The following is a 24,513-nucleotide window of genomic DNA, read 5'->3' on the forward strand; positions in this document are numbered from 1 at the left end:
AGTCGACGTCTGTTATTCTCTATCGAATAACGTCTTTTTTTTATTTATTTAACAATCATAACAGGGCATACTGAATGAGTTACTACATAGCTACTAACTGAACCCATAAATAATCCTTTAATAGGCCCTAATCCTCTACTTCCCATAATAATTAAATCAGCATTATTCTTTTTAGCTACCGATAAAATAGCTGGACCAGGCGAACCTACTTCAAAAACACTTGCAGTTTCAATGCCATCAGGAATCTGTTTAACAAAATTGTCTAATACGGCTTTACCCTCTTTTTCCATATCCATAGCAACCTGTTCCGTGACATAACCGCTACTATTAGGAATTTGATCAAAATTAGAAATTACGGATACAATATTAGCCACATATACCAAAGTAATAACTGATTTCGATAATTCAGCAATAGTAACTGCATGTTCTACTGCTCGTTTAGAATTAACTGAGCCATCTGTTGGTACAATAATATTTTTATATTCTGCCATAAAAATCCCTCCCGTCGTATTGACTTCAATATGCTCTTGTGTAAGTATTCGATATGATCTTTGGGTTTCCTTTTTTATAAATAAATTTTTATCATTTATATTTTATATGCAATTTCATTTATATTACTTATATTGCATCCTTATTTTTGACCATTTTTAAAGTTTATTTTCATTTATTTTAAAATATTGTAATATCGTCACAAATTATGCTATACTAAATCTAAAATTTATAAATAGAAAGGCGATCTGTATGAAAAAATTAATACAAACTTTTTTTGCATTACTCTTTTTTTTAACAGCATCATCTACCACTATCTATGCCCATGATGCTACCCATGAATTAATCAATCAACAACTTCCCGTTTGGAGTATCTTACCCTTCGTTGGAATGTTGCTATCCATTGCTATCATTCCTTTATTAAAACCTCATTGGTGGGAACGCAATATGCTTCAAGTAGCCCTTGCTTGGTCGGCCTTATTCATTATTCCCTTTGCCTATATGTATGGATACAACGAAACATATTATCGCTTACTTGAGTCAATTTTACTAGATTATATTCCCTTTATTGTTCTACTTTTTGGCCTTTTTGTCGTATCTGGCGGTATTGCGATCAAAACTACATTAATTGGCAAACCGTTGACAAATACAGCTTTATTACTAATCGGCACCTTACTCGCTAGTTGGGTCGGTACCACAGGTGCCGCCATGTTTATGATTAGACCACTTATTAAAGCTAATGAATGGCGTGAAAAAAAAGTGCATTTAATTATATTCTTTATTTTTCTCGTTGCCAATGTTGGTGGATCTTTAACCCCTTTAGGCGATCCCCCGCTCTTTATGGGTTTTCAACGTGGAATCCCTTTTACTTGGACCTTTCATTTATTCCCAATCTTTGCCTTTAATGCCGTATTACTATTTTTAATATTCTTTGGCATCGACTCTTATTTATATAAAAAAGAATTAGCTCTAGGAAAAACGCCAGCTATACTTGGCCAAAAAGTAGAAAAACACTCTATCGAAGGTATTCACAACCTATTATTTATTGCATTAATTATCTTAGGCGTTATGGCTAATGGCATATTACCAAAACAAGTTGCCTTTTTTGCCAATAATAATGGCCTGCCGATTTTTGATGAAATCGTCTTTCCTTATGCAACTATTGTAGAAATTATTTTAATTCTACTCGCAGCCATCCTATCCTTAAAAACAACAAGTGCTAAAACTCGTCAATGGAATGAATTTTCTTATGGTCCCATTGCCGAAGTAGCCAAATTATTTATCGGCATCTTTATCACAATGATTCCAGCCTTAATGCTTTTAAAAACACATGGTGCACAATTAGGTTTAACTACACCATGGCAGTTATTTTGGGCAACAGGAAGCTTATCTTCTTTTTTAGATAATACTCCAACTTATTTGGTCTTTCTCCAAACGGCTGGGGCCTTAGGTGAACATCCAGGTATCCAAACTGCTGTGGGTATAGTTCCCCAACTCGTATTAGAAGCAATTTCAGCAGGGGCTGTATTTATGGGAGCTATTACCTATATCGGAAATGCACCTAATTTCATGGTAAAATCTATTGCTGAAGAAAATAACATAAAAATGCCGAGTTTCTTTGGCTATATGATATGGTCTTGTGGTATATTGATTCCCTTATTCATCATTACTACACTAGTGTTCTTTATATAAAATAAAGAACACTAGTGTCCCCTTTATAATAACAACGGATAATTCCAATTTATAATCTTCTACAAAAAAAAACCGTAACGGATAACCGTTACGGTTTTTCTGATTTGGTGATCCATCCGAGATTCGAACTCGGGACACCCTGATTAAAAGTCAGGTGCTCTACCAACTGAGCTAATGAATCATAATTGGCAGGGGTAGCTGGATTTGAACCAGCGCATGACGGAGTCAAAGTCCGTTGCCTTACCACTTGGCTATACCCCTATGGGGCGAGTATAGGGAATCGAACCCTAGAATAACGGAGCCACAATCCGTCGTGTTAACCACTTCACCATACCCGCCATATAATCCACATCACCATCAACCCTACATGGGGTGTCGGTAACGTAGATTATTCTATCATTATTCAAATGTAGTGTCAATACCCAATCAAAATATATTTCTCTACATATACTATGAACTTTATATTATGTAGTTAGCGGTCTTTTTCTCCATACAATATATCTTTAACAAAATTAGGCAATACAAATGCACTACGCTGAATACCTTCATTATAATATTTAGTCGGGAATGTGCGTTTACGATTAGCCGTCCATATTAAGGGATCATACTTTTTAGTTCCCATCGTGAAACAATGCATACCCGTTGGATAAATGGGAATAAACGCCGTATACAGCCGTGCTATCGGAAAAATATCTTGTACATTCACAAAAATATCATGTACCACTTTTCTATGCATAAACGGAGATTCTGTTTGTTGTACAAATAAGCCATCTTCTTTTAATGCATTATATGTATCTTGATAAAATTCATGTGTAAATAACCCTTCACCAGGGCCAACAGGATCAGAGCAATCCACAATAATAACATCATATGCATTTTTAGCTTCTCTCATAAAAGCAATACCATCTCCCACACGAACGGTTAATTTAGGATGTTGTTCCCGTATCGCCTTCGATATTTGTGGAAAATACTGTTTAGATAATTCAATCACTTGACCATCAATATCTACCATCGTAACCGATTCTACGGCTTCATGTCTTACGGCTTCTCGAGCAGAACCACCATCGCCGCCGCCAATAATCAACACACGTTTAGGCGATGGATGTAAGAAAAGAGGTATATGGACAATACTTTCATGATACATAAATTCTTCTTTATCAGATGTTTGAAACACACCATCTAATACCAAAAGTCGACCAAACTCTGGCGTATCAGCTATAACAATATCTTGAAATTCTGATTTCCCTTCATATATGATACTTGTCGCTTCCGCGGTTAAATCCAAATGTGGCGACTGATGTTCTGTAACAGATTGTTTCATATGAGCCTCCTCAAATTAAGTATTTTAATTATTATAGCATACTACCACCTATATTTCCTACCTATAAAAGGAATTATATCATTGTCTATACTTCCGTTATAATAAATCAACATGTAATATTCCTCTTTTCGTTTTAGCAAGATGTGGTACAATATAAAGTAGACTATTTTAGTTGAAACAGTCTCTCATTCGTTATGGTATATCCATAACAAATATGTTGAAGAAAGTTCGGTGTAATACCGATAAGGTGATTCTCATGGAAAAATTGTTACATATAGGCATTGATATTGGTTCTACAACTGTAAAAATTTCCGTATTAAATGAAAACAAACAATGTCTCCATGCTTGTTATGTCAGACATTATACAGATATTCGTCAAAAAGTATGGGCATTATTACAAAATGCCTTTGAAATATTTGGTGATCGACAAGTAACCTTAGCGATCACTGGTTCTGGTGGTATGGCCTTAGCAGATTACTTACACATTCTCTTCGTTCAAGAAGTTATTGCAGGTACAAAGGCCGTACGCACGTATCATCCGCAAGCAGATGTTATCATTGAATTAGGTGGTGAAGATGCTAAAATCACATACCTCACTGGCGGAAGTGAACATCGTATGAATGGAGCTTGCGCTGGTGGTACAGGTGCTTTTATTGATCAAATGGGTTCACTCCTACATACAGATGCATCTGGTCTCAATGAATTAGCCAAACACGCTGATACATTATATCCCATAGCAGCTCGTTGTGGCGTATTTGCCAAAACCGATGTCCAAGCACTATTAAACGAAGGTGCCAGCAAAGAAAACATCGCTGCCTCCGTCTTTCAATCGATCATCTTTCAAACGATTACCGGCTTAGCATGTGGCAGACCGATTAAAGGAACCGTCTGCTTTTTAGGCGGTCCCCTCACCTACTTATCACAATTACGAAAACAATTTGCTAAAACACTCCACTTAACAGATGATGAAATTATCGCTCCAGAAAACGCACAAGTATATGTTGCCATAGGTGCAGCGTTAGGTAGTTTTCAAGAAAAACCCGTTTCTTTTATGGACTTAATCCATCGCTTAAAAGATGTGGACGAAGCCACCTTAGCACAATCTGACCGCATGGATCCCCTCTTTCAAAACGAAGAAGAACTCCATGCCTTTCAACATCGTCATAATACTCATACGATTCCACAACGCGATTTAACAACCTATACAGGTCCTTGTTTTTTAGGGTTAGATGCTGGCTCAACAACCATTAAAGCTGCCTTATTAAGTGAGAAAAACGAATTACTGTATTCCCATTACCAAACCAACGAAGGTAGTCCATTGGCAGCCGCACAACAAATTATAACGGATATTTACCGAAAACTTCCGCCACAAGCATTTATTGCCAAAACAGGCATTACTGGATATGGTGAAGCCTTGCTAAAAGAGGCCTTGCATATAGATCTAGGCGAAGTTGAAACAATCGCCCATTATCAAGCAGCTGCTCATTTTTGCCCAGATGTAGATTTTATTTTAGACATTGGTGGACAAGATATGAAATGCACCCGTCTAAAAGATGGACATATCGAAGACATTCTATTGAATGAAGCATGTTCATCTGGTTGCGGATCATTTTTAGATACCTTTGCTAAATCATTACAATTTTCAATTGAAGATTTTGCTAAGGCTGCATTATTAGCCAAAAATCCAATTGATCTAGGTTCCCGTTGTACCGTATTTATGAACTCTAAAGTAAAACAAGCCCAAAAAGAAGGGGCAACATTAGCCGATATTTCTGCCGGCTTATCCTACTCCGTTATAAAAAACGCCTTATATAAAGTTATTAAAGTAAAAGATCCGGAAAAATTAGGTAAACATATTGTAGTACAAGGTGGTACCTTTTATAACGATGCCGTATTACGAGCACTCGAAAAACTATTAGGTCGTCAAGTCATTCGCCCCGTCATATCTGGCTTAATGGGTGCATTTGGCATGGCTTTAATTAGTCATGATTCCTATCTGCAAGATAATCAACCTAGCCAATTATTAGATCAACAAGGTATCGCTTCCTTGCAAGTATCTACCTCTATACGCCACTGTGGCTTATGTACTAACAATTGCCTCTTAACCGTCAATTCATTTAATGACGGTCGGTCCTTCATCACAGGCAATCGCTGTGAACGTGGTGCATCGAATTCCGTCGGTAAAAAAAAGAAAAAACTGCCTAACTTGTATAGAACAAAATATGATCTATTATTCCATTACAAACCCTTAAAAAATGCACCTAAGGGAACTGTCGGAATTCCTCGCGTATTAAACATGTATGAAGACTATCCATTTTGGTTTACTTTCTTTACTCAGCTAGGTTATCAAGTAGTTCTTTCCGACCGCTCTTCCAAAAGATTGTTCGAAAAAGCAATGGATACCATTCCTTCTGACTCAGCTTGTTATCCTGCAAAAATGGTGCATGGTCATATTGCCAACTTATTAGAGAAAAAAGTAGATCGAATATTCTATCCATGTATTCAAAATGGGCCTACCGAAGGAAGCCGCGATAACTCCTTTAATTGTCCAATGGTAATGAGTTACCCCGAAGTAATACGTAATAATATGGGAGAACAACTAGCTGATAGCAACACTCCCATTTTAAGTCCATTCTTACCCATTCACGACAAAAAACGTATTATTCCACGGTTGCAAGAAGAACTGCGTGTATGGGGGTTATCGAAACAAGAAATTAAAAAAGCCGCTTTAGCCGCATGGGACGAAGAAGAATCATATAAACAAAAATATTATGCATTAACCAAGAAAACGTTAAAACGATTAACCCAAGACGGAGATCGTGCGATTGTCCTTTGTGGTCGTCCTTACCACGTAGATCCTGAAATCAATCATGGTATTGCCGATCTCATTTCCAGCTTAGGACTTGCTGTACTAACCGAAGATGGCATCGCTCCTTTAGGACATCTCCCCGAACATCTTCGAGTCGTTGATCAATGGTCTTACCACTCGCGCTTGTATCGAGCCGCTCAATATATTGTCACTCAACCTAATTTAGAATGCGTAGAACTAAGCTCTTTTGGTTGTGGTTTAGATGCTATCGTTGCCGATCAAGTACAAGAAATATTGACTAAAGGGCATAAAATTCATACGTTATTAAAAATTGACGAAGGTTCTAATTTAGGAGCAATTCGTATTCGCCTCCGTTCCCTTTTATTTGTCATGAACCATCGTGCAGCCTTATCTCCTACCCCAGTCGAAGAATACACCTATAAAAAGGCTATTTTTACCAAAGAAAACAAAAAACAAATGTTATCTTAGCTCCTTCCATGACACCAATTCATTTTCCCATGTTCCAATCCGCCTTTGTACATGAAGGATTTCATTTGGAACTGTTACCGCATCAAGGAGCCGAAGCTATCGATAATGGATTAGCCTATATTCATAACGATGCTTGCTATCCGGCCATTATGTCGTTAGGTCAAATTATTACTGCTTTAAAATCAGGAAAATACGATATCAATCATACGGCTGTTATGGTTTCTCAAACAGGCGGATGTTGTCGGGCCACCAATTATATCGGTATGATTCGCAAGGCCTTAGCTGATGCCAATTTAGGACAAGTTCCTATTCTTTCGCTAAATGCAAAAGGACTAAATGCCCATCCCGGCTTTAGTCCAGGCTTCGGTTTCTGGCATCGCTTAGCCATGGCAGTTATATACGGAGATGCACTACAACAAATACTATATCGAATCCGTCCTTATGAAAAAATAAAAGGTACGGCCGAAGGATTATTTAAAAAATGGCAAGCAAAATGCACTCATGACTTACTTCGTGCAGATATCAAAACATACAAAAAGAATATCCGCAATATGATTGCCGAATTTGATGCCGTTGAAATAGATGAAACGGTAAAACCGCGAATAGGTCTAGTAGGCGAAATTTACGTAAAATTTCACCCTATTGCCAATAATCACATCGTCCGCATGATTGAAGAAGAAGGAGGCGAAATTATCGTTTCTGGCTTAGCAGATTTTATTTTATATGGATTGTTGGATAATCAATTCCGCTATAAATACCTATCAGGAACTTGGCTCTCCTATTTTCTCAGTAAAAGTGCAGTAAAACTGATTGAATGGTACCGCAAACCATATCGTAACGCCGTAGAAAAGAGTCGCCATTTTGATCCCATTACGTCTATTTACGATATTGCCAAAGAAGCAAAAAAATATCTCTCCCTAGGACATGAAGCTGGAGAAGGCTGGTTCCTCACCGGCGATATGATTGATCTTATGCACCGCGGTGCCAAAAATATAGTCTGCTTGCAACCTTGGGCTTGCCTGCCCAACCATGTAACGGGAAAAGGCATGATCAAAACCTTAAAAGCCTCCTTCCCCGATACCAACATTGTTGCAATTGATTATGATCCTGGTTCCAGTGCAGTAAATCAAACCAACCGTTTAAAACTAATGCTAACAACCACATTTGATAATATTAGAAAAGAAGCGGCACCCCAACAAAAACCCATGCGTCCCTTCTTACCGGGCGTGCACTTAAACAGTTCCATTCCGGGAGAAAAACAATAACCCTATACCACTACCGAAAAAGCTTATATGAAAATAGTTTTTCAAAACAAAGCATGCAGGTTGTAGAGTATCACTCTACAACCTGCATGCTTTGTTTATAACTAACACAATTAAATCTCATTTTTTTTACAAATTAATGGTGTTCTTCACAATATATATAGGAGGAATCATAATAATGAATATTGTTAAAGACTACTTTTTAAATTATTTTGTCCCTACACAACACCTAAATGAATATTCCGCCATATTATGGCCAATATTGGCATTCATTCACAAACCAATAACTTAACTGCCCTTTTCAGAGATTCACAAAATGAAATTTTATCTACAGAAAAAGATACTGTACAAAATATTACTCGGACAATTCAAGAGTTACAAAGCACCTCTACAAAATCTACCGCAACGATGATTGCACAACTCTCCGATCATATGAGCGGCTATATTGAAGCACTCAAAAATCAAAGTAACGATTTGGCCGAATACACACAAAACTTAAAAAATGTATCCGCCGAAATAAATTCACAACCTGCAATTATCCATCGCGGTCAGGAAGGAATTGTAAAAGCATTCGATATTTTAAGCGCCAATTTAACGCAAAAAAATATGACCTATAATGATCAACTGTTAGAATCACAAAAACGCTACCATGAAATGATGGAAACCAGTCTGAGTGAAATAATGACTGCAATCGGCGAAATTATTACAGTTGCCAAAGAAAAATATATGACCGATATACAAACTATTTATAAAAATATTGATAGTTTATCTTCCTCAAAAGAAACCGCTACAACTTCTACAGTCACAACAAATTCGGAAAACCCGTTACCATCCGCTACTGCCACTATAAATTCCCCCGTCGACACCGCCTGCAATCCGGACTTACCCAATACTGCGGCTCTTACTTCCGATACACCGCACGCCGCCGCTCTTTCCGGGACCCAAGCAGAAGATGAATCGGAAATCATGGAACACATCTTCAATGACTTATATGAAAAAGGTGGCGACAACTAATGTTCAATAAACAAAAAGACGATGAAACTTCTGTTTGGATTTCCAATACCGATTTAATGTCCGGCTTATTAGTACTATTTTTATTTATTTCTATTATTATGACACAAAATTTATCCGCTGCTAATCAACGATTTAAAAATGTCACCCAAAAATCCATTCAATTTAAACAAGAGTTAAAAAATAATATTGATAAAAATTTTTCCTCCCAAGAAATACACCAATATCATCTTGACCAAGCAGACGGATCCGCCTCTTTTGATCAGGCCGGTTGTCGCTTTGCCGCCGGCTCTTCCGAACTGACCCCGGAATTTAAAGAAACATTGAGACATTTTTTACCCAAATATTTAAAAGCTATCAATACCGTATATCAAAAAAATCATAACAGTATTAAAGAAATCCGTATTGAAGGGCATACGTCCTCAGAATGGACATACACAAATGCTACCGATGCGGCCTTATCCGATGACGAAAAATACATAAAAAATATGGAATTATCGCAAAGTCGCACAAGAGAAATTATTAATTATGCTTTATCGCTTCCTGAATTAAAACCCTATCACGGATTAATAAAAGACAAACTAACTGCAAACGGCTTGTCCTCCAGTAAATTAAAAAAAATAAATGGTGTCGAAGATAAAAATGCCTCTCGACGAATAGCGTTCAGAGTAATCGCCAATGATGAAGCTACTGTAAAAAAATTAAATATGGAGATAAACAATGACTACTAATCTAAACAATAAAATCCATGACCTTTATGCCATCGCCGGAATAAATCATCCTACCGCTCCGCCGAAATCTGAATTTTCTTTTACTCTTCCTGACTATATTTTCCCCCCTACATCTGAAATTTATATAGGTAACATTCCGCTTACGGATATTTCTTCCGTCATGTATGAAAATATAGAACAAATGAACCAAGAATTACTTTATACAAACTATAATCAGCTCATATTGGTACATAAAAAAATACAATATACCCAAAACGGAAAAATTCCTTATCCCTTTTATCATACATGTGCTTGCGCTGCATTAAAAAAAGCATTAGATACCGACATAAATAATAAATTTGCCATAAGTACTCGTTATGACGGCTCTTTTCTGGTTGTTTTAAGGGAAAACGGGAAAGAAACACAGGAAATTCGTCCCCATGTTTTATGTCATTACTGCTATAAAATACTGGATTCAAAACTTAACTTAACAAAAAAGGGCTACAATGAACATAATTTTGACATTTTCCGTTTTTACAAAGAAGAATGCCATCACGCATTCTTTTCTCCCAAACGTTTTTCACAACTTTCTACCATGGCTTCCAGTGGAAACCTAACTTCCAAATATCCAATAGCATGGGCACAGACATCTTTAAAACTAAAAGAACTGAGAAATTGGACCTGTGAACGTTGCAATTTTCACGCAACGACACAAGAAGAAAAAACCTTTATTGAAGTACATCACAAAAATAAAAATTGTCTGGATATTCGTCCCGAAAATTTGGAAGTATTATGTTATATTTGCCACAACCAGGAACATCCGCATCGCCCCCAAAGAAAGCACCAATTTACTAAATAAGACATCTATTCATTTATGTACTTTTTTCTTTATCCCCACCCTCTATAGACGGAAACAGTTCTGTAGCCACCGTATTTTGTTCCTCATCCTGTATCGGACGGGCTTGTAACATAATTACCACTTCCGTTTCTTTAGCCGTCTTATAGCGACTTTGGAATAATTTCCCCACTAAGGGAATATCTCCCAGTAACGGTACTTTGCGAAAATGTTCCATCTCTTCCTTACCGATTAAACCGCCGATAACCAATGTTTTATCCGGTTTCATTCGTACAACCGTCTTGGCTCTACGCGTTGAAATTCGATACGCTTTCATTTCAGGCACTAATACGGGAGTACTTACTTCCGCTTCAATAGCTGCCGTCACACTTCCATCCGCATGAATAATGGGCGTGTAATTTAATTTTACCCCAGCTTCTTCATACGATACAGACGTTGTTTTTTCACCTTGTTTTGTATGTTCTTTTGCTACCGGAACTCTATCTCCAATTAAAATATGTGCCGCTTGTCCATTCATTGCCATAATATGAGGATTAGCTAAAATTTCTGCATCTCCCTTTTCTTCTAATGCTTGAATATGCCCCACCCATGAAAATAAACTTCCTCCTTCATTACTCCATGTCGACCAATCCCATTCAATACCTTGTTTTTTTAATGCTTTACGATCTATTGACATAATGCGAACAGATACATCGACTTGTAATGGTTTCTTGTCTAATTGGGCAACTAATTTATTTATCAATTGAGCTTCTCGTTTGGTCGCACCTACAACTAATGTATTCGATAGCGAATGATGCTTAATTTTAGCAGCTGGTATCATCGCTTGAACCGCCTCTGCTACATATTCAGGCGTGGTATATTGTAACTGCCATGTATAATATTTTATTTCTCTTTCATGATTGCGACCTGCGGTGATATAACGAACCGTGCCACTTTTATCATAAAATAAATTTTGACTTTCCGTAATAACATCTACTACTTCCTCTGGTGTAACATGTTCTATATGTAATGTCATATTTCCTTGCACTGAATCATCAATTAATACGTTCATATTTCCTGCCTTAATCACGCCCTCTAAAATAGAACGAATCGGTGCATCACTCACATTAATAGTCATCGCAGATACATATGTACAACTTAGACAGCATAACGTCAAAAATATACTACTAACCTTTTTTTTCATATACTCACCTCATCCTTTTATTTCCCATACTTGTCCTTTATCCCCTATACCCACACAATTTTCATGTATATATAATACCGTATATGAACCAATAACATCTCCTACTTGACATGCCTGAACCTTATTTTGATATTGTAATAATACAATTGGCATGTTTTTTTGTTTCATGAATCCTCGAATCGTTGGTAAGGCTATTGCTTGTACATCTCTTTCTGTGCCTTCCCCCTCTGTTGGTTCCATATCAGAATTATTTTCTATAGCCGTTAAGGATGCTGTAGTAGCTAATAAATCTGGTATATCCTTGTACCGAACTGCCTTTTCCGTACTATACACTAATTGAATATTCGACTCTGCGGATGCCATATCTTGATCTTCGTTTTGATCAATATCTCGCATTTCTTCCTCTACATTAGATGCAACAGATACAGTCTTATTTTCCCATAAAGAATTTCCATCCCAAAATAAATAAATACTGAGCAATGCGAAAAAAATCAAGCCATAAGGGAACAAACGCTTTCCATATTGATGCCACAAGTTTAAAAAATACTCTTTCCCTTTCTCCATGGATAACCACCTCATTCTATGGCTCTAGTATAACAAAAAATATATATTTTTCAATTAAATTATACTTAAAAAACAAGGTTAATGGCATTGAATTTTTAATAACCATTAACCTTGTTTTTATTTTTCTTATATTCGCAACATGGATTGCAAAAACATTTTCGTTCGTTCTTGTTTTGGTTGCTCAAATATTTCCGTTGGTGTGCCTTCTTCTTGTATACATCCATCCGCCATAAAAATCACATGATCTGCTACTTCTTTTGCAAATGCCATTTCATGTGTCACAATGATCATCGTCATTTCATCTTCTGTCAATTGTTGAATTGTACGAAGCACTTCCCCCGTTAATTCTGGATCTAAAGCAGATGTAGGTTCATCAAAAAGCATGATATCCGGTTCCATTGCTAACGCTCGAGCAATAGCTACGCGCTGTTGTTGCCCGCCCGATAACCGTGACGGGTACAAATCCTTTTTCTGCCATAACCCTACCTTGCGTAAAAGTTCTTCTGCTAAAGGCAATACTTCTTCTTTTTTCATTCCTTTCACAATACGCGGAGCTTCCAATAAATTATCCAATACGGTCATATGAGGAAACAAATTAAATTGCTGAAAACACATACCCATACGGCGGCAAATATTCCGTGCCTCATTAGTATCCGCATATATAGCCTGAGTGCTTCCTTCAGGTGTATGTACTAAGATATCTCCTTGCACGACAATATCCCCCGTATCAATCTGTTCCAATTGACATAAGCATCGCAAAAGTGTACTTTTACCGCTTCCTGACGGGCCTATGATAGAAACAACGTCTCCCTCATTCACATGTACGGTAACATCTTTCAATACATCTATATCTTTAAATTTTTTTCTAATATGGTTCATCTCAATAAAACTCATACTAACTCCTATTCATCATACATAGCATATCGTTTTTCCAAATAATTAAAAATCGTTGTTAAAATAAATGTAAACACTAAATAAAAAATAGCAGCTACCAAGAATGCCGTCGTATCAAAATCTCGTTGTACAATGGATCTCGTAATACGCAAGATATCATTCATCGCTAAAATATACACTAACGACGTGTCTTTCAATAAATTAATCGTTTCATTCGCGACTGGTGGCAATACACATTTAACTACCTGTGGCAATATAATGTGTCGCATCGTCTGACCATACGTCATGCCCAATACCTTTGCCCCTTCATATTGACCTCGATCAATAGATTGAATTCCACCTCGAAAAATCTCAGCAAAATACGCAGCATAATTGAATACAAAGGCAATAATAGCCGCGCCAAAAGGTGGTAAACGCAAGCCTTCCACTAAAAAAGGTAACCCATAATAAATAAATAATATTTGTAACATAAGCGGCGTCCCACGCATGATATAAATATATATACTAATAACCTTACGAAACGCCATAAGTTGTGATGTACGTATTACCGAAAAAAGGATTCCTAACGGTAAACTCAAGATAATCGTAATAAAAAAGATTTTTAATGTTACCTGTATGCCTTCTGCAATAGCAGGCACAATAGCACTGATATACTCCATGAATTTCCTTCTCTTTCTATCCTATTATTTTACTTTTAACGTAATATCTTCTCCCAGCCATTTTTGCGATAACGCAGCCATAGTACCGTCGTCGCTTAATTCTTTTAATACTTGATTGATTTTATTACATAACGCAGTATCTTCCTTTCTCATCCCAATGCCAAAGGTTTCTTCACCTAACGATGTATCAACCACACGAAATTGTCCCGCTTTTTTTTCCATATAATAACGCCCTACTACACTATCCACTAATACCCCATCAATTCTTCCCAACTGTAAATCCATAAACGCATTTACGAAATCACCATATTTTTTTACTTCTCCTAATGATTGTTGAAACGCTGTATGCCGATTTAAAGCATCAATGGAACTACTTCCTTCTTGTGTTCCTATAACTTTCCCCTTAAACCCGTCTTTATTCTGAATGTTCGACGAAGCACGTACAATAAGCAATTGATCATTCTTCATATAAGGTTTCGAAAAAGCGATTACTTTTTCCCGTTCTGGTGTGATCGTAAGCCCATTCCAGAGCATATCTACTTGTCCACTTTTCAATGCTGCTTCTTTACTATCCCAATCAATCGTTTGAAATGAAACAGGAATGCCAATCCGTTTTTCAACTTCCCTCGCTAAATCAATATCAAATCCAACAAGATCACCATTATTATCTCGAAAGCCCATAGGTGGAAAATTATCATCCAGACCAATAATAATTTTATCAGGTAATGCATTCTGCACATCCGACTTATGTCCACACCCAGCCATCAGTAAACACCCTATCGCTAATCCTATTGCTATACCCTTTTTCCATATCCCTTTCATATTTCTTGCTCCTTCCTTTTCTATACTCATCTGTAATATACATATATAATACTTCATTACGTTAAATTAGTAAAGGGATAAAGTAAAGAAATATCATGATCTTTTTTAAAGAGATCCATCTTCCTGTTTTTCGTTCCTGTATTACGATATATCTTGATTTTCTTGCCGCCGATTAATATGTTGCTTAAGAAGCTGTCTATCCTTTTTATTCAAAAATTGCAATGCAACAGGTATCGTTACTACATTACCTGTTGCAGGATTTCCCATATGAATCACTTTCCCATCCGCAGACAGAAAAAAATTCTGATTATACGCTAAAAAAATCAGTCGTTTTGATGGCGATAACTGTTCTTCCCAAAAACTCTTCCACGTAACATATCGTTGACGAACCACAATTCCCTTTTCTGCAACGACACACATCACTTCATCTTGTCTAACTAATCGCCAAAGGCAAAATAGTACCCCCAATAGATATTCCACTCGATGATCCCAATAAAAGCTTTGCATTACCATCCACAAGAAATAAATTCCCGCCACTAAATACAATGCTTTCATCCGTCGCATAAACGTCTTACTGTTATAAAAAACGGCTTCAACCTTACCACAAAAAAAACGCTTTTCAATCTCTTTTATATCCATAGGTCAACCTCAAAAATAACTGCACTTTCGTCTATACTTTATCTATTTTTACCACTTATTTTAGGATGAGTCTTAATGATAATATCTCTCCCTTGTTTCACTACTTCTAGCGAAATATCCCCCACACCCTCTTTATAATAAGCCATCTTAATATCTAATATAAATGCACCTACTTTTTCTTGTAATGCATCATCAAAAAATTGTTGCCGCAAATTCGATTTGCGTTGCATACGTGTATTTTTAGACATACGGGTCTCTACGTCTTCCTCATCACTGCCTAAAAACATCTCTTCAATATCTCTATTTTTAGGGATCTTATCCTTTTTCAAAACCATTCACCTCTCTTTATAGGTCCTCACTCGCTTCATCTATTTTATCTGATGCTTCGTGCATACTATTTAAGGTTATTTTAGAAAATTTTTGTGGAGTCTTATACGTAGCAATTTTGGTGAATCCTTTCTTTAATCGCCCTCGATATGCCGCGATAACATTACCTTTATCATTTAATTCGCCGATATATATTTCTTGCCCATCAATCCCAATTAAACGAAATTTAGCCCCCACAGGAGAAATTTCCCGCCAACTGCACGTAATACCATCCAGCATATATACAATGCCCGTTTTTAAATTATCATAGAAAAACGTATCAGAATCATAAAAAACAGCAATCCTACCAATACGCTCAGCCTGCACCGAAACCCGTCGTGTTGCATAATTAGCATCCGTACGATAAATACGATACCGATTTTTAGCAACTTCTAGTTTCATATAAATAACATTAGTTGCCGTAGAATATGCCACATCTACAATCTTACTATCACGAGGTGCATCTTTAATTGGTGTATCTAACTCTCTATCTGGATATATAGGGTTGTATTGAGCTAAATATACACCAAATCGCTTATCTTTATTTCCTACTCCATACGTTGCTAAAATCGCTAAGTTTCTATCTGGAAGCCATTCAAAAAACGATACCTTGCGACCGTGTAACCGAATTCGTTTCGGCTCCTCTTGTTTCCCTGCTTCATAAATAGAAATCGTATCATCTACAATAGTAGCCATAAATCGTTTATCATATGAATAATATGACTGCCCATTGGGTTCTATTCCAAATCCCAAGGCCTCTTGTTGATTCGTGCTCCCAATTTGAAATTCTGAAGTAGGTGCAAATAAAACTTGATCCAAATAAATATATGCAGCGGCTTGACATGAAATGCCTACAAAAAAAGCTGCCAATACATTACGAAGTTTCATAGCCCCTCCTATTTAACAATAAATGCCGTTGGAATCATCCGTTCTCCCAATAAATCAGCTGGCTTATTAATAACCTTCCCATTAAAAAATAACGTTGAACTAGAGCCACCGTCCAAATTCGCTGCAATCACCGCGCCTTCTTTATATAAGATGTTCTGAACATCTCGTAGCGTCGCACCGACAGAATAACCTGGTTGTCTTCCATCAATCACTAAAAATAAAACCGTTCCATCTGCTCTTTGGCCAATCGCAGTTCGTGGTCCTACGCCCCAACCTCCATCTCCACTTGTAATCATTTTTCTCCCATTGACAATCAATGCCGGGCCAAAGGTAATTCCCTCTTGTACATTCATATCGATCAATTCACCTTTACTATAATTTCCCGCAATTAAATTGCCCTCTTGATTAAACCCTACAAATTCATTAACCTCTTTAGAAGATACATTTCCACCTAATAAAAAATGACCATCATGCAAAATAAATCCATACGGACTTCTACCAGTGCCTGTTCCATTCGCATCATAAAAACCGCCCGCATTAATAGCTGCAACAGCACCACTACGCGTAGCAATACCACTGACGGTTTCGCCTTTTTCATTCATATGTTCAGCCGTTGCAACTTGCACTCGTTTCGGATCTGAAATTTCCAATAAAAATCCTTTAAATCGTTTGGCATTAATATATTTTAAACGCAATGAGGTATCGTTATTTTCCTTAAATTTAAACAATTTTTGTTTGGGGACATGACTAATTCCACCCAAAATTTGTTCAATTTGCTGTTGCGAAAACAACCATGTAATATATTGGGGATGTCTACTTTTTAACACCGCACCAACAACAGTACGTTTAATATTATCAAAAGGTCCAAACAGTACTACAAATGGTGATGTAACACCAAAAAAAACGATTAAAACAATCAAAAATTTAATCCATGCTTTTATGTATTGTTTCATTAGCACCCTCTAGTTTCTGCTCTCTACGCTCTACCATTGTCTATACATGAAAGATAAAAGCCGTACTGTACCAGTTACGGCTTTTTATGCATACCACATTTCTTTTTAAGGCGTGACAATAGGTAATCTATCTCTCCGTCCTACTAAAAAATCACGTATATATTGTTCCGCTTCACACCGCACCTGTTCATCTGCTTCCACCGAATGATATCCTACATTAGGAGTTAATAAAAACTCTGGTCGAGCAATCATCTTTAGTAACATCGGACTTGGATTTTCCATGGATAACACATCTAATGCAGCACTTCGAATATGTCCATCATCAACAGCATGATACAACGCCGCTTCATCCGCTAATCCTCCCCGACAGCAATTAACAAACATAGCGCCTTTTTTCATTTGTTCAAACTGCTCATCTTGAAATATATATTGTGTCGTTTCGTCCAACGGCAAATGTAACGAAATCATATCACTTGTTTTTAGTAATTTATCAAAATCTAATGGACGAACATTATCCTTCTGCATAATTTGTTCATCCACAAAAGGATCATAGGCTTGAATAGAACAACCAAATACTTGCATACGCTTAGCAACCGCTCTCCCCACATGTCCATATCCTACTAACCCAATAAGAGTATCCCCTACGCGATGTAGCGGCCACGTAACAGAGCCAAATTGCCACCTACTATGTTTGCGAATATCACTTTGGTATTCTGGTAACTGACGAATCAGTGCAAGCATCATTGCACACGTATGATCAGCTATATCCGTAACACAATAGGATTGATTATTTAATACGGTAATTCCCAATTCATGAGCGGCTTGGATATCTACACTATCGCTTCGTGTTGATAAAATAACAATTAATTTTAAATCTGTTAATCGTTGTAATAACGATTTCTGTAACCGCTCATTTTTACAAATAATGACCTCTGCATCTTCTAATGCATCTGCCATATTATCTTCATCAGATAAAGCACAATACGTTACGCGCGCAATATCGCGCAACCTCTCTCCAAAATCGTCTTCATCTTGACGACCCGTTAAAACACTTATGTGATACATATCACTGCCCCTTTTCCTAAAATTATAAGAGATAAAGATATACTTAATTATATACCATATATCAACTTAATTAGCAAGTATAGACCCATAACAAAGACAGAAAAAAAGAGAAGTAGCTAGGCTCTTCTCTTTTTCTATCTTATTTACTTCTATTAAAAATTTCTTTTCCCAAATATCTACTTGCTTCATCTAATTCTTCTTCAATTTGCAATAAACGATTATACTTAGCCACTCGTTCACTTCGATTAGGAGCCCCTGTTTTAATTTGTCCTGCATTTAATGCTACGGCTAAATCAGCAATAAAAGTATCTTCCGTTTCCCCTGAACGATGTGAAACAATCGTACGATATCCATACCGATGTGCTAACTTCATGGTTTCTAACGTTTCTGTGACCGTACCAATTTGATTCAACTTAATCAAAATAGCATTACCACAACCACCATGAATTCCTTTTTCTAAGCGTTTTGCATTCGTAACAAATAAATCATCACCTACTAACTGAATTCGATGACCTAATTCTTGGGTCAACAATTTCCATCCATCCCAATCTTCCTCATCTAACCCATCTTCAATAGAATAAATAGGATACTTCTCTACTAACATTTTCCAATGATCAATCAATGTTTTAGATGTAAATGTCTGTCCACTTTTAGGTAAGCGATACGAACCAATTTCTGTTCCTTTCCATTCACTAGCGGCCGCATCCAATGCCAACACAAAATCCCGCCCAGGATAATATCCAGCCATTTCAATCGCATGTAAAATATACTGAATGGCGATTTCATCCGTCGACAAATCTGGTGCAAATCCGCCTTCATCCCCTACGGCCGTAGACAGCCCTTCTGCTTTTAATATTTTCGCTAATGCATGATATACTTCAGCACACCATCTTAGTCCTTCTTTAAAAGATGTGGCCCCTACAGGCATAATCATAAATTCTTGTACATCAACCGTATTTGCTGCATGTACACCACCGTTCAAAATATTCATCATCGGCACAGGCAATGTATTCCCATTAACGCCACCTAAATAACGATATAAAGGCAACCCTACACTATCAGCAGCTGCTACTGTGCTCGCCAAAGAAACAGCTAACATAGCATTCGCTCCTAACCGAGATTTATCTGCGGTGCCATCCGCTTGAATCATGGCTTGATCCAATTCATATTGATGCAATAGTGACTTACCTGTTAACAACTGTGCGATCGCTTTATTTACATGTTTAGTAGCTACGCGAACGCCTTTACCAGCAAATCTAGCACGATCACCATCACGCAATTCTAATGCTTCAAACTGCCCTGTTGAAGCCCCACTGGGAGAAGAGCCTCTGCCTAACACCCCATTATCACCTAAAACATCTGCTTGTACCGTAGGATTGCCTCGAGAATCTAATATTTCCCGTCCTTTTATAGACTTAATACGTACCTCTTTCATGTATAATCCTCCTTTTACATTTACACTTTTCTTTATTATACAATGGAATATATTCAACTCCTACCATTATATACTACTTTTCTGCGACTGTAATGTCACATTGAAATATCTCCTGACCTATACAATGTATCCAATACCCAAGCAACTGAGCATATGTTCCCTTTGATCTTTCTGCCATCTGAATAGCACCTTCCAACATCTGATTAGCCCATGCAGTATCAAACCTCAAAAAGTGCCCTTTTTCTTGTTTCGTCTGTACGGTAATCCAAATGGGTTCAAATAAGTCTTGCGTCATTTGTTCTATCCGCTTACTAATCTTATAGACACAACCCGTATGCTTAGCTTGCTTATCTAAAAATACCAGCAACCGTTGATCCGTATCTCGCGAAATATGACATGCCGATAACGGATATTGTTCTTGCCTCCTAGGCGTTAATAAACGATATGCTCCCATTTTTAATAATTCATACGTTCTATCATCATACGGGGACTCCATTTCAATAATTTTTTCTCTTAACTCTCCCGCATTTTTCACTATACGACAAGTATAATCCGTCCATTTTCTTTCTCCCAAAAATTGTTTCGTCTGTTCGTCAATATTAGGTACCGCTGAAGTTAACCAAATCATACTTTTTCGTGTATCATCGATATATAAGCAAGGTATATCTAAATACAACTCACCATGACAAAACGGACAAATATGAAAAAAGAATGATTCGTCATTCAACACCTTATCATATATCTGCAAAGCCCCCTCCCGATGAATATGAGAAAAGCCAATAACCCCACTTTTATGCTGACAAGTAGGACACGTTATGACTACTTCTTGAATAATATACCCCATTTGCATCTATACCATATCCTCCCTATGTACGAATATGTTTGCCCAACAAGCTATTTTATATAATCTCTGACCATTATTATAGCATACAAATGAACGTCATAAAAAAACAGCTATTTTATATATATTTTTTTTGTTTATTTTATTACAATTTTATTTTATTTGTAACGGTAAATTTGTTATACTAAAAAAAAGATATATAGTGGAGGTGGGGTACCATGAGTGAAGAAAAACGTATATTTTTATCCATACGAATGATTAGTTTTTCTGGTTCATTAGTAACTACTGCATTAACAGTTGTCGCCCCCATTATAGGCATTTGTTTACACATTGAGACCGAACAAGTAAGCTGGATTTTAGCAGCAATTTTAATCCCTTCTGCTGCCCTTTTACTCCCCTTAGGTCGATTATCCGATCTATATGGTAGACAACGGCTCTATACGCATTCCCTGCTGATGTATGCATTAACATCAGCCCTTGCTGCATTTACCCCTAACCTAGCGTTTTTGCTATGTTGTTGTATTGGTCAAGGAATTGCCTTAGCTGGAATTTTTGTATCCTACATTCCCTTATTATTAGCCAATATTCCTTTCCGTGAACACGGAAAATATTTAGGGGCATGTGTATCCATGACCTATTTAGGACTAGCCCTAGGCCCTGTTATCGGTGGATTAATTGCCGATACTATTGGTTGGAGATATGTATTTATCTTTGCTGCCTTATTTTCATTAGGTGCTTATATTGTCATGTTACCCGTTCATCGTGAATGGTATTCTCCCACAGCACCTTTTGTAAATGCCATAAGTACACTCCTTGTCGTTCTAGGATTATTGTTCTTTTTAGGCGGTTTATCTCTATATGCGTCCCATCCCTATTATCTTCCTCTGGGATTTTTTCTCCTTATTGCTTTTATTCTACACGAATATCGATCCAAACATCCCCTATTACCACTCTTTCTATTTAAAAACAAACAATTTTCTTTTGCCAATATTACCGCCTTTATCCAATATAGTGCTACTTATGGCTTAACGTTTCTCCTCTCCTTGTATTTACAACTGATACACGATATTTCCCCCTCAACAACTGGACTAATTTTACTTATTCAACCTTTATTAATGAGCCTCTTCTCTACGCCAGCAGGAATCGCTTCTGATAAATACGGATGCCTTATCATATCAACATTAGGTATGATATTATCAACACTAGGATTACTTGGTTTCGCCTTTATTCCTCAATGCTCTATCCCTTTAATTATTATTTTTCTCTGCTTTACAGGTGCTGGCTCCGCCCTTTTTGGGGCTCCTAATAACAAAGCGATTATGCAAGCCGTATCACATGAACACCACAGTCTAGCTGCTAGTACCTTAGCATTATCAAGAACCGTAGGTCAATCGCTCAGTCTCGCTCTCGTAACGTATATATTAGCAGGTTTTGCCTTACAGACCACTAATAACGCCCTTGTCTTATCCGCAGCACTACATCTCTTATATATCCTATTTGCAGGATTATCACTATTGGGAACCATTATCTCCATGTACGTATTAGTTAAAAGATAACACTTACTTTTTTCTCTTTTTTTGATATACTATTACTATATATTCATCAGAAAGGAGATCTCCAATGAAAAAACAATTAATAACTGGAGCAATTGCATTATCCGTTATCACTTGTAGTGGTATCGCTACTACACAAGCTTTTAATTTTGGTTCCCTTTTAAAATTAGGCGGTGTTTCCGTTCTGGTAAATCGCTACGGCGAACAAATAAATACCGTCCTAAATAATGTATTAATTAAAACCGGTGCTGGCACCAATTATGCCACCAAAGTAGTTCCTGTCCTCAGTGTCGGTACGGGCAACTATATTGGTGCAGTTCAAGTAATTGGTCCCCAAAAGCAAGTACAAAAAGTAAAGGCCGTAGGTCAACTAGAGGCTAGCATAAATGGAATTGCTCGTGCTAATACCTATATTCCATTAGCTAGTACTAATATAACGAATCTCAGCCGTGTTGATGGCGTTGGAGTTTCTGCTGTCGTTGACTTGAAATTGTAACTAATTTGTATAAATTTATAAATTGACCTTATCACAAACCTATGATAAGATACAAAACAACAAAAGCATACCGTCTTTTCATCAAGAGCAGTTGAGGGATTGGCCCGATGAAACTGCAGCAACCCCCCTTTCCAACGGGATAGGTGCTAATTCCTACGGTGTATACCGGCAGATGAACGAATAACAAAAACCGTCATCTGTATGACGGTTTTTTGTTATTCATTTTATGCGAAAGGATTTGATTTTATGAACAAACTTATTCAAAAAATTGCCTCTACTATTTTAATTGCCGCTTGCTTATTAGCAGCTGGTTGTGGATCTCAAACCACCTCAACCAACGAAGTAAGTATTGGCGTTACGGCCGGTCCGCAAGCAGAAGTAATGGACGAAGTCGTAAAAGAAGCTGCAAAGCAAGGCATTAAAATCAAAGTCGTAGAATTTAATGACTATGTACAACCGAATAAAGCTTTAGCCGAAAAAGATATTAATATGAACTCTATGCAACATCAACCATATTTAAATAATGTCATCAAAAAAGAAGGACTTCCCCTTGTTTCTATTGGCAAGACCATCATTTTACCCATGGCCGTCTATTCTCACACTTATAAAAAGATAGCCGATATAGCTCCTGGAACAAAAGTTGCTATACCTAATGATCCAACAAACGGTGCACGTGCTTTATTACTATTACAAAAAGCAGGCTTAATTACCTTAAAAAATGGGAATGATATATCCGCTTCTGTACGGGATGTTGTGAAAAATCCGAAAAATTTAAAATTTATTGAATTAGACGCAGCACAAATTCCTCGTTCCCTCGATGACACAGGTATTGCTTGCATTAATACAAACTATGCTATTCCAGCTGGATTAAATCCACAAAAAGATTCACTCCTCATAGAAAGTAAAGATTCTCCCTATGCAAATGTATTTGCCGTTCATACGGGCGATGAAACAAACGAAACCTATAAAAAGATTGTTTCAATTTATCAATCTGAACCAATTCGTAAATTTATCAACAATCAGTTCAAAGGTGCTGTTCTCCCCGCTTTTTAATCAATCTATACAAGTATAATCAATGACATTCAAAAAAGACAAACGTTCACTTTTATGATATACTAATTACATTAACAACATAATAGCTGTTAATGATCGATAGATAAGGAGTGAATAGGATGAACATTATAAATGCTACAACAGAAAATTTTGATCAACTTGTTTTACAAAGCAAAGGCTCCGTGATTGTTGACTTTTGGGCTACCTGGTGTGGTCATTGTACCACCATGCTCCCCATTGTAGAATCTATCATAGCGGATCATCCTGAAGTTACGCTAGTAAAAGTAAATGTAGATGAACAACCCGCCTTGGCAATGCGATATGAAGTGAATGTAATTCCCACGTTATTATTTGTAAAAGATGGGTCTATACAACATACCACAATCGGAGATCAAACAAAAGAATACTTAGAATCACTATTATAAAAAAGAAATAAAAAAAAGAAACAGTATCGAAAAGATAC

22 protein-coding genes, 3 tRNA genes, 1 pseudogene and 1 riboswitch are annotated in these 24,513 nt (G+C 37.0%); of the genes and pseudogenes, 9 read left to right on the forward strand and 17 right to left on the reverse strand.

The genetic code is table 11. The features are described from left to right. Positions 1-44: 44 nt before the first annotated feature. The gene (locus tag HMPREF1040_RS00590) at positions 45-491 is read right to left on the reverse strand and encodes a universal stress protein (protein WP_007391994.1); all 447 of its coding nucleotides are present in this window, start codon (positions 489-491) and stop codon (positions 45-47) included. A 250-nt stretch (positions 492-741) separates the two neighbouring features. On the opposite strand from HMPREF1040_RS00590, the gene HMPREF1040_RS00595 reads away from it, so the two are divergent. Continuing rightward, the gene (locus HMPREF1040_RS00595; RefSeq protein WP_007391976.1) at positions 742-2,181 is read left to right on the forward strand and encodes a sodium:proton antiporter; all 1,440 of its coding nucleotides are present in this window, start codon (positions 742-744) and stop codon (positions 2,179-2,181) included. Positions 2,182-2,286: 105 nt separating this feature from the next. On the opposite strand, the gene HMPREF1040_RS00600 is transcribed toward HMPREF1040_RS00595, so the two are convergent. The 4 genes from HMPREF1040_RS00600 to speE form a co-directional block, all read right to left on the reverse strand. Beyond that, positions 2,287-2,362: transfer RNA gene (locus tag HMPREF1040_RS00600), tRNA-Lys, on the reverse strand. 5 nt (positions 2,363-2,367) lie between these two features. Next, positions 2,368-2,442 (reverse strand) — tRNA-Gln (locus HMPREF1040_RS00605). 1 nt (position 2,443) lies between these two features. After that, positions 2,444-2,519 (reverse strand) — tRNA-His (locus HMPREF1040_RS00610). Positions 2,520-2,653: 134 nt separating this feature from the next. Beyond that, a complete protein-coding gene (gene speE / locus HMPREF1040_RS00615; protein ID WP_007391980.1) occupies positions 2,654-3,502 on the reverse strand; it encodes a polyamine aminopropyltransferase in 849 nt (282 codons plus the stop codon). Between the two features lie 256 nt (positions 3,503-3,758). On the opposite strand from speE, the pseudogene HMPREF1040_RS00620 reads away from it, so the two are divergent. From HMPREF1040_RS00620 to HMPREF1040_RS07625, 4 genes and pseudogenes are all read left to right on the forward strand, one after another. Next, a pseudogene (locus tag HMPREF1040_RS00620) lies at positions 3,759-8,065 on the forward strand (acyl-CoA dehydratase activase-related protein). A 249-nt stretch (positions 8,066-8,314) separates the two neighbouring features. Further along, the gene (locus HMPREF1040_RS00625; RefSeq protein WP_007392003.1) at positions 8,315-9,076 is read left to right on the forward strand and encodes a hypothetical protein; all 762 of its coding nucleotides are present in this window, start codon (positions 8,315-8,317) and stop codon (positions 9,074-9,076) included. Further along, complete coding sequence (locus tag HMPREF1040_RS00630; protein ID WP_007391991.1) at positions 9,076-9,804, forward strand: OmpA family protein; 729 nt, start codon at positions 9,076-9,078, stop codon at positions 9,802-9,804. Before HMPREF1040_RS00625 ends, HMPREF1040_RS00630 begins: the two co-directional genes overlap by 1 nt. Continuing rightward, positions 9,794-10,642 (forward strand): HNH endonuclease, encoded by an 849-nt coding sequence (locus HMPREF1040_RS07625; RefSeq protein ID WP_007391998.1) that lies wholly within the window; start codon positions 9,794-9,796, stop codon positions 10,640-10,642. Before HMPREF1040_RS00630 ends, HMPREF1040_RS07625 begins: the two co-directional genes overlap by 11 nt. A gap of 13 nt (positions 10,643-10,655) precedes the next feature. Here the strand turns inward: HMPREF1040_RS07625 and HMPREF1040_RS00640 are convergent, their stop codons facing one another. The 12 genes from HMPREF1040_RS00640 to HMPREF1040_RS00695 all read right to left on the reverse strand — a co-directional run bounded on the left by HMPREF1040_RS00640 (position 10,656) and on the right by HMPREF1040_RS00695 (position 20,957). Then, positions 10,656-11,822, reverse strand: coding sequence for a type II secretion system protein GspD (locus tag HMPREF1040_RS00640; RefSeq protein ID WP_007392006.1), 1,167 nt, complete (start codon positions 11,820-11,822; stop codon positions 10,656-10,658). A 9-nt stretch (positions 11,823-11,831) separates the two neighbouring features. Further along, positions 11,832-12,386 carry a hypothetical protein gene (locus tag HMPREF1040_RS00645; RefSeq protein ID WP_007391977.1) on the reverse strand — a complete coding sequence of 185 codons (555 nt, stop codon included), beginning with the start codon at positions 12,384-12,386 and terminating at the stop codon, positions 11,832-11,834. Between the two features lie 126 nt (positions 12,387-12,512). Beyond that, entirely contained in the window at positions 12,513-13,280 is a 768-nt protein-coding gene (locus HMPREF1040_RS00650) for an amino acid ABC transporter ATP-binding protein (RefSeq protein WP_007391995.1), read from the reverse strand. 8 nt (positions 13,281-13,288) lie between these two features. Further along, complete coding sequence (locus tag HMPREF1040_RS00655; protein ID WP_007392005.1) at positions 13,289-13,939, reverse strand: amino acid ABC transporter permease; 651 nt, start codon at positions 13,937-13,939, stop codon at positions 13,289-13,291. A 24-nt stretch (positions 13,940-13,963) separates the two neighbouring features. Continuing rightward, positions 13,964-14,761 carry an amino acid ABC transporter substrate-binding protein gene (locus tag HMPREF1040_RS00660; protein ID WP_007391978.1) on the reverse strand — a complete coding sequence of 266 codons (798 nt, stop codon included), beginning with the start codon at positions 14,759-14,761 and terminating at the stop codon, positions 13,964-13,966. A 141-nt stretch (positions 14,762-14,902) separates the two neighbouring features. Further along, positions 14,903-15,400, reverse strand: a complete 498-nt coding sequence (locus HMPREF1040_RS00665; protein ID WP_007391993.1) for a hypothetical protein — start codon at positions 15,398-15,400, stop codon at positions 14,903-14,905. 38 nt (positions 15,401-15,438) lie between these two features. Then, positions 15,439-15,735: a hypothetical protein gene (locus tag HMPREF1040_RS00670; protein WP_036257197.1), complete on the reverse strand. Its 297-nt coding sequence runs from the start codon at positions 15,733-15,735 to the stop codon at positions 15,439-15,441. Between the two features lie 10 nt (positions 15,736-15,745). Continuing rightward, complete coding sequence (locus HMPREF1040_RS00675; RefSeq protein ID WP_007392008.1) at positions 15,746-16,654, reverse strand: hypothetical protein; 909 nt, start codon at positions 16,652-16,654, stop codon at positions 15,746-15,748. Positions 16,655-16,662: 8 nt separating this feature from the next. Further along, complete coding sequence (locus HMPREF1040_RS00680; RefSeq protein ID WP_007391982.1) at positions 16,663-17,607, reverse strand: phosphodiester glycosidase family protein; 945 nt, start codon at positions 17,605-17,607, stop codon at positions 16,663-16,665. Positions 17,608-17,712: 105 nt separating this feature from the next. Then, on the reverse strand, positions 17,713-18,672 hold the full coding sequence (locus tag HMPREF1040_RS00685; protein WP_007391985.1) for a C-terminal binding protein: 960 nt from the start codon (positions 18,670-18,672) through the stop codon (positions 17,713-17,715). A gap of 139 nt (positions 18,673-18,811) precedes the next feature. Then, a complete protein-coding gene (gene eno, locus HMPREF1040_RS00690) occupies positions 18,812-20,107 on the reverse strand; it encodes a phosphopyruvate hydratase (RefSeq protein WP_007392004.1) in 1,296 nt (431 codons plus the stop codon). 73 nt (positions 20,108-20,180) lie between these two features. After that, entirely contained in the window at positions 20,181-20,957 is a 777-nt protein-coding gene (locus tag HMPREF1040_RS00695; protein ID WP_007392002.1) for a CpXC domain-containing protein, read from the reverse strand. A 209-nt stretch (positions 20,958-21,166) separates the two neighbouring features. Here HMPREF1040_RS00695 and HMPREF1040_RS00700 point away from each other — a divergent pair, with 209 nt between their 5' ends. From HMPREF1040_RS00700 to trxA, 4 genes are all read left to right on the forward strand, one after another. Continuing rightward, entirely contained in the window at positions 21,167-22,504 is a 1,338-nt protein-coding gene (locus HMPREF1040_RS00700) for an MFS transporter (RefSeq protein WP_007391996.1), read from the forward strand. A 64-nt stretch (positions 22,505-22,568) separates the two neighbouring features. Beyond that, on the forward strand, positions 22,569-22,997 hold the full coding sequence (locus HMPREF1040_RS00705) for a hypothetical protein (protein ID WP_007391988.1): 429 nt from the start codon (positions 22,569-22,571) through the stop codon (positions 22,995-22,997). Between the two features lie 75 nt (positions 22,998-23,072). Continuing rightward, positions 23,073-23,176: riboswitch (SAM riboswitch) on the forward strand. A gap of 67 nt (positions 23,177-23,243) precedes the next feature. After that, on the forward strand, positions 23,244-24,050 hold the full coding sequence (locus HMPREF1040_RS00710) for a MetQ/NlpA family ABC transporter substrate-binding protein (RefSeq protein WP_036257200.1): 807 nt from the start codon (positions 23,244-23,246) through the stop codon (positions 24,048-24,050). A 119-nt stretch (positions 24,051-24,169) separates the two neighbouring features. Continuing rightward, positions 24,170-24,475 (forward strand): thioredoxin, encoded by a 306-nt coding sequence (gene trxA / locus HMPREF1040_RS00715; protein WP_007391979.1) that lies wholly within the window; start codon positions 24,170-24,172, stop codon positions 24,473-24,475. The last annotated feature ends 38 nt before the right edge of the window (positions 24,476-24,513 follow it).

The sequence above is a fragment of the Megasphaera sp. UPII 135-E genome (assembly GCF_000221545.1).
Classification (GTDB): domain Bacteria; phylum Bacillota; class Negativicutes; order Veillonellales; family Megasphaeraceae; genus Megasphaera; species Megasphaera hutchinsoni.

Bases quoted from the DNA above. Each gene is read 5' to 3' on its own strand.
- HMPREF1040_RS00590 (WP_007391994.1), bottom strand. From the start codon at position 491: ATGGCAGAATATAAAAATATTATTGTACCAACAGATGGCTCAGTTAAT.
- HMPREF1040_RS00595 (WP_007391976.1), top strand. From the start codon at position 742: ATGAAAAAATTAATACAAACTTTTTTTGCATTACTCTTTTTTTTAACA.
- speE (WP_007391980.1), bottom strand. From the start codon at position 3,502: ATGAAACAATCTGTTACAGAACATCAGTCGCCACATTTGGATTTAACC.
- HMPREF1040_RS00625 (WP_007392003.1), top strand. From the start codon at position 8,315: ATGGCCAATATTGGCATTCATTCACAAACCAATAACTTAACTGCCCTT.
- HMPREF1040_RS00630 (WP_007391991.1), top strand. From the start codon at position 9,076: ATGTTCAATAAACAAAAAGACGATGAAACTTCTGTTTGGATTTCCAAT.
- HMPREF1040_RS07625 (WP_007391998.1), top strand. From the start codon at position 9,794: ATGACTACTAATCTAAACAATAAAATCCATGACCTTTATGCCATCGCC.
- HMPREF1040_RS00640 (WP_007392006.1), bottom strand. From the start codon at position 11,822: ATGAAAAAAAAGGTTAGTAGTATATTTTTGACGTTATGCTGTCTAAGT.
- HMPREF1040_RS00645 (WP_007391977.1), bottom strand. From the start codon at position 12,386: ATGGAGAAAGGGAAAGAGTATTTTTTAAACTTGTGGCATCAATATGGA.
- HMPREF1040_RS00650 (WP_007391995.1), bottom strand. From the start codon at position 13,280: ATGAGTTTTATTGAGATGAACCATATTAGAAAAAAATTTAAAGATATA.
- HMPREF1040_RS00655 (WP_007392005.1), bottom strand. From the start codon at position 13,939: ATGGAGTATATCAGTGCTATTGTGCCTGCTATTGCAGAAGGCATACAG.
- HMPREF1040_RS00660 (WP_007391978.1), bottom strand. From the start codon at position 14,761: ATGAAAGGGATATGGAAAAAGGGTATAGCAATAGGATTAGCGATAGGG.
- HMPREF1040_RS00665 (WP_007391993.1), bottom strand. From the start codon at position 15,400: ATGGATATAAAAGAGATTGAAAAGCGTTTTTTTTGTGGTAAGGTTGAA.
- HMPREF1040_RS00670 (WP_036257197.1), bottom strand. From the start codon at position 15,735: ATGGTTTTGAAAAAGGATAAGATCCCTAAAAATAGAGATATTGAAGAG.
- HMPREF1040_RS00675 (WP_007392008.1), bottom strand. From the start codon at position 16,654: ATGAAACTTCGTAATGTATTGGCAGCTTTTTTTGTAGGCATTTCATGT.
- HMPREF1040_RS00680 (WP_007391982.1), bottom strand. From the start codon at position 17,607: ATGAAACAATACATAAAAGCATGGATTAAATTTTTGATTGTTTTAATC.
- HMPREF1040_RS00685 (WP_007391985.1), bottom strand. From the start codon at position 18,672: ATGTATCACATAAGTGTTTTAACGGGTCGTCAAGATGAAGACGATTTT.
- eno (WP_007392004.1), bottom strand. From the start codon at position 20,107: ATGAAAGAGGTACGTATTAAGTCTATAAAAGGACGGGAAATATTAGAT.
- HMPREF1040_RS00695 (WP_007392002.1), bottom strand. From the start codon at position 20,957: ATGCAAATGGGGTATATTATTCAAGAAGTAGTCATAACGTGTCCTACT.
- HMPREF1040_RS00700 (WP_007391996.1), top strand. From the start codon at position 21,167: ATGAGTGAAGAAAAACGTATATTTTTATCCATACGAATGATTAGTTTT.
- HMPREF1040_RS00705 (WP_007391988.1), top strand. From the start codon at position 22,569: ATGAAAAAACAATTAATAACTGGAGCAATTGCATTATCCGTTATCACT.
- HMPREF1040_RS00710 (WP_036257200.1), top strand. From the start codon at position 23,244: ATGAACAAACTTATTCAAAAAATTGCCTCTACTATTTTAATTGCCGCT.
- trxA (WP_007391979.1), top strand. From the start codon at position 24,170: ATGAACATTATAAATGCTACAACAGAAAATTTTGATCAACTTGTTTTA.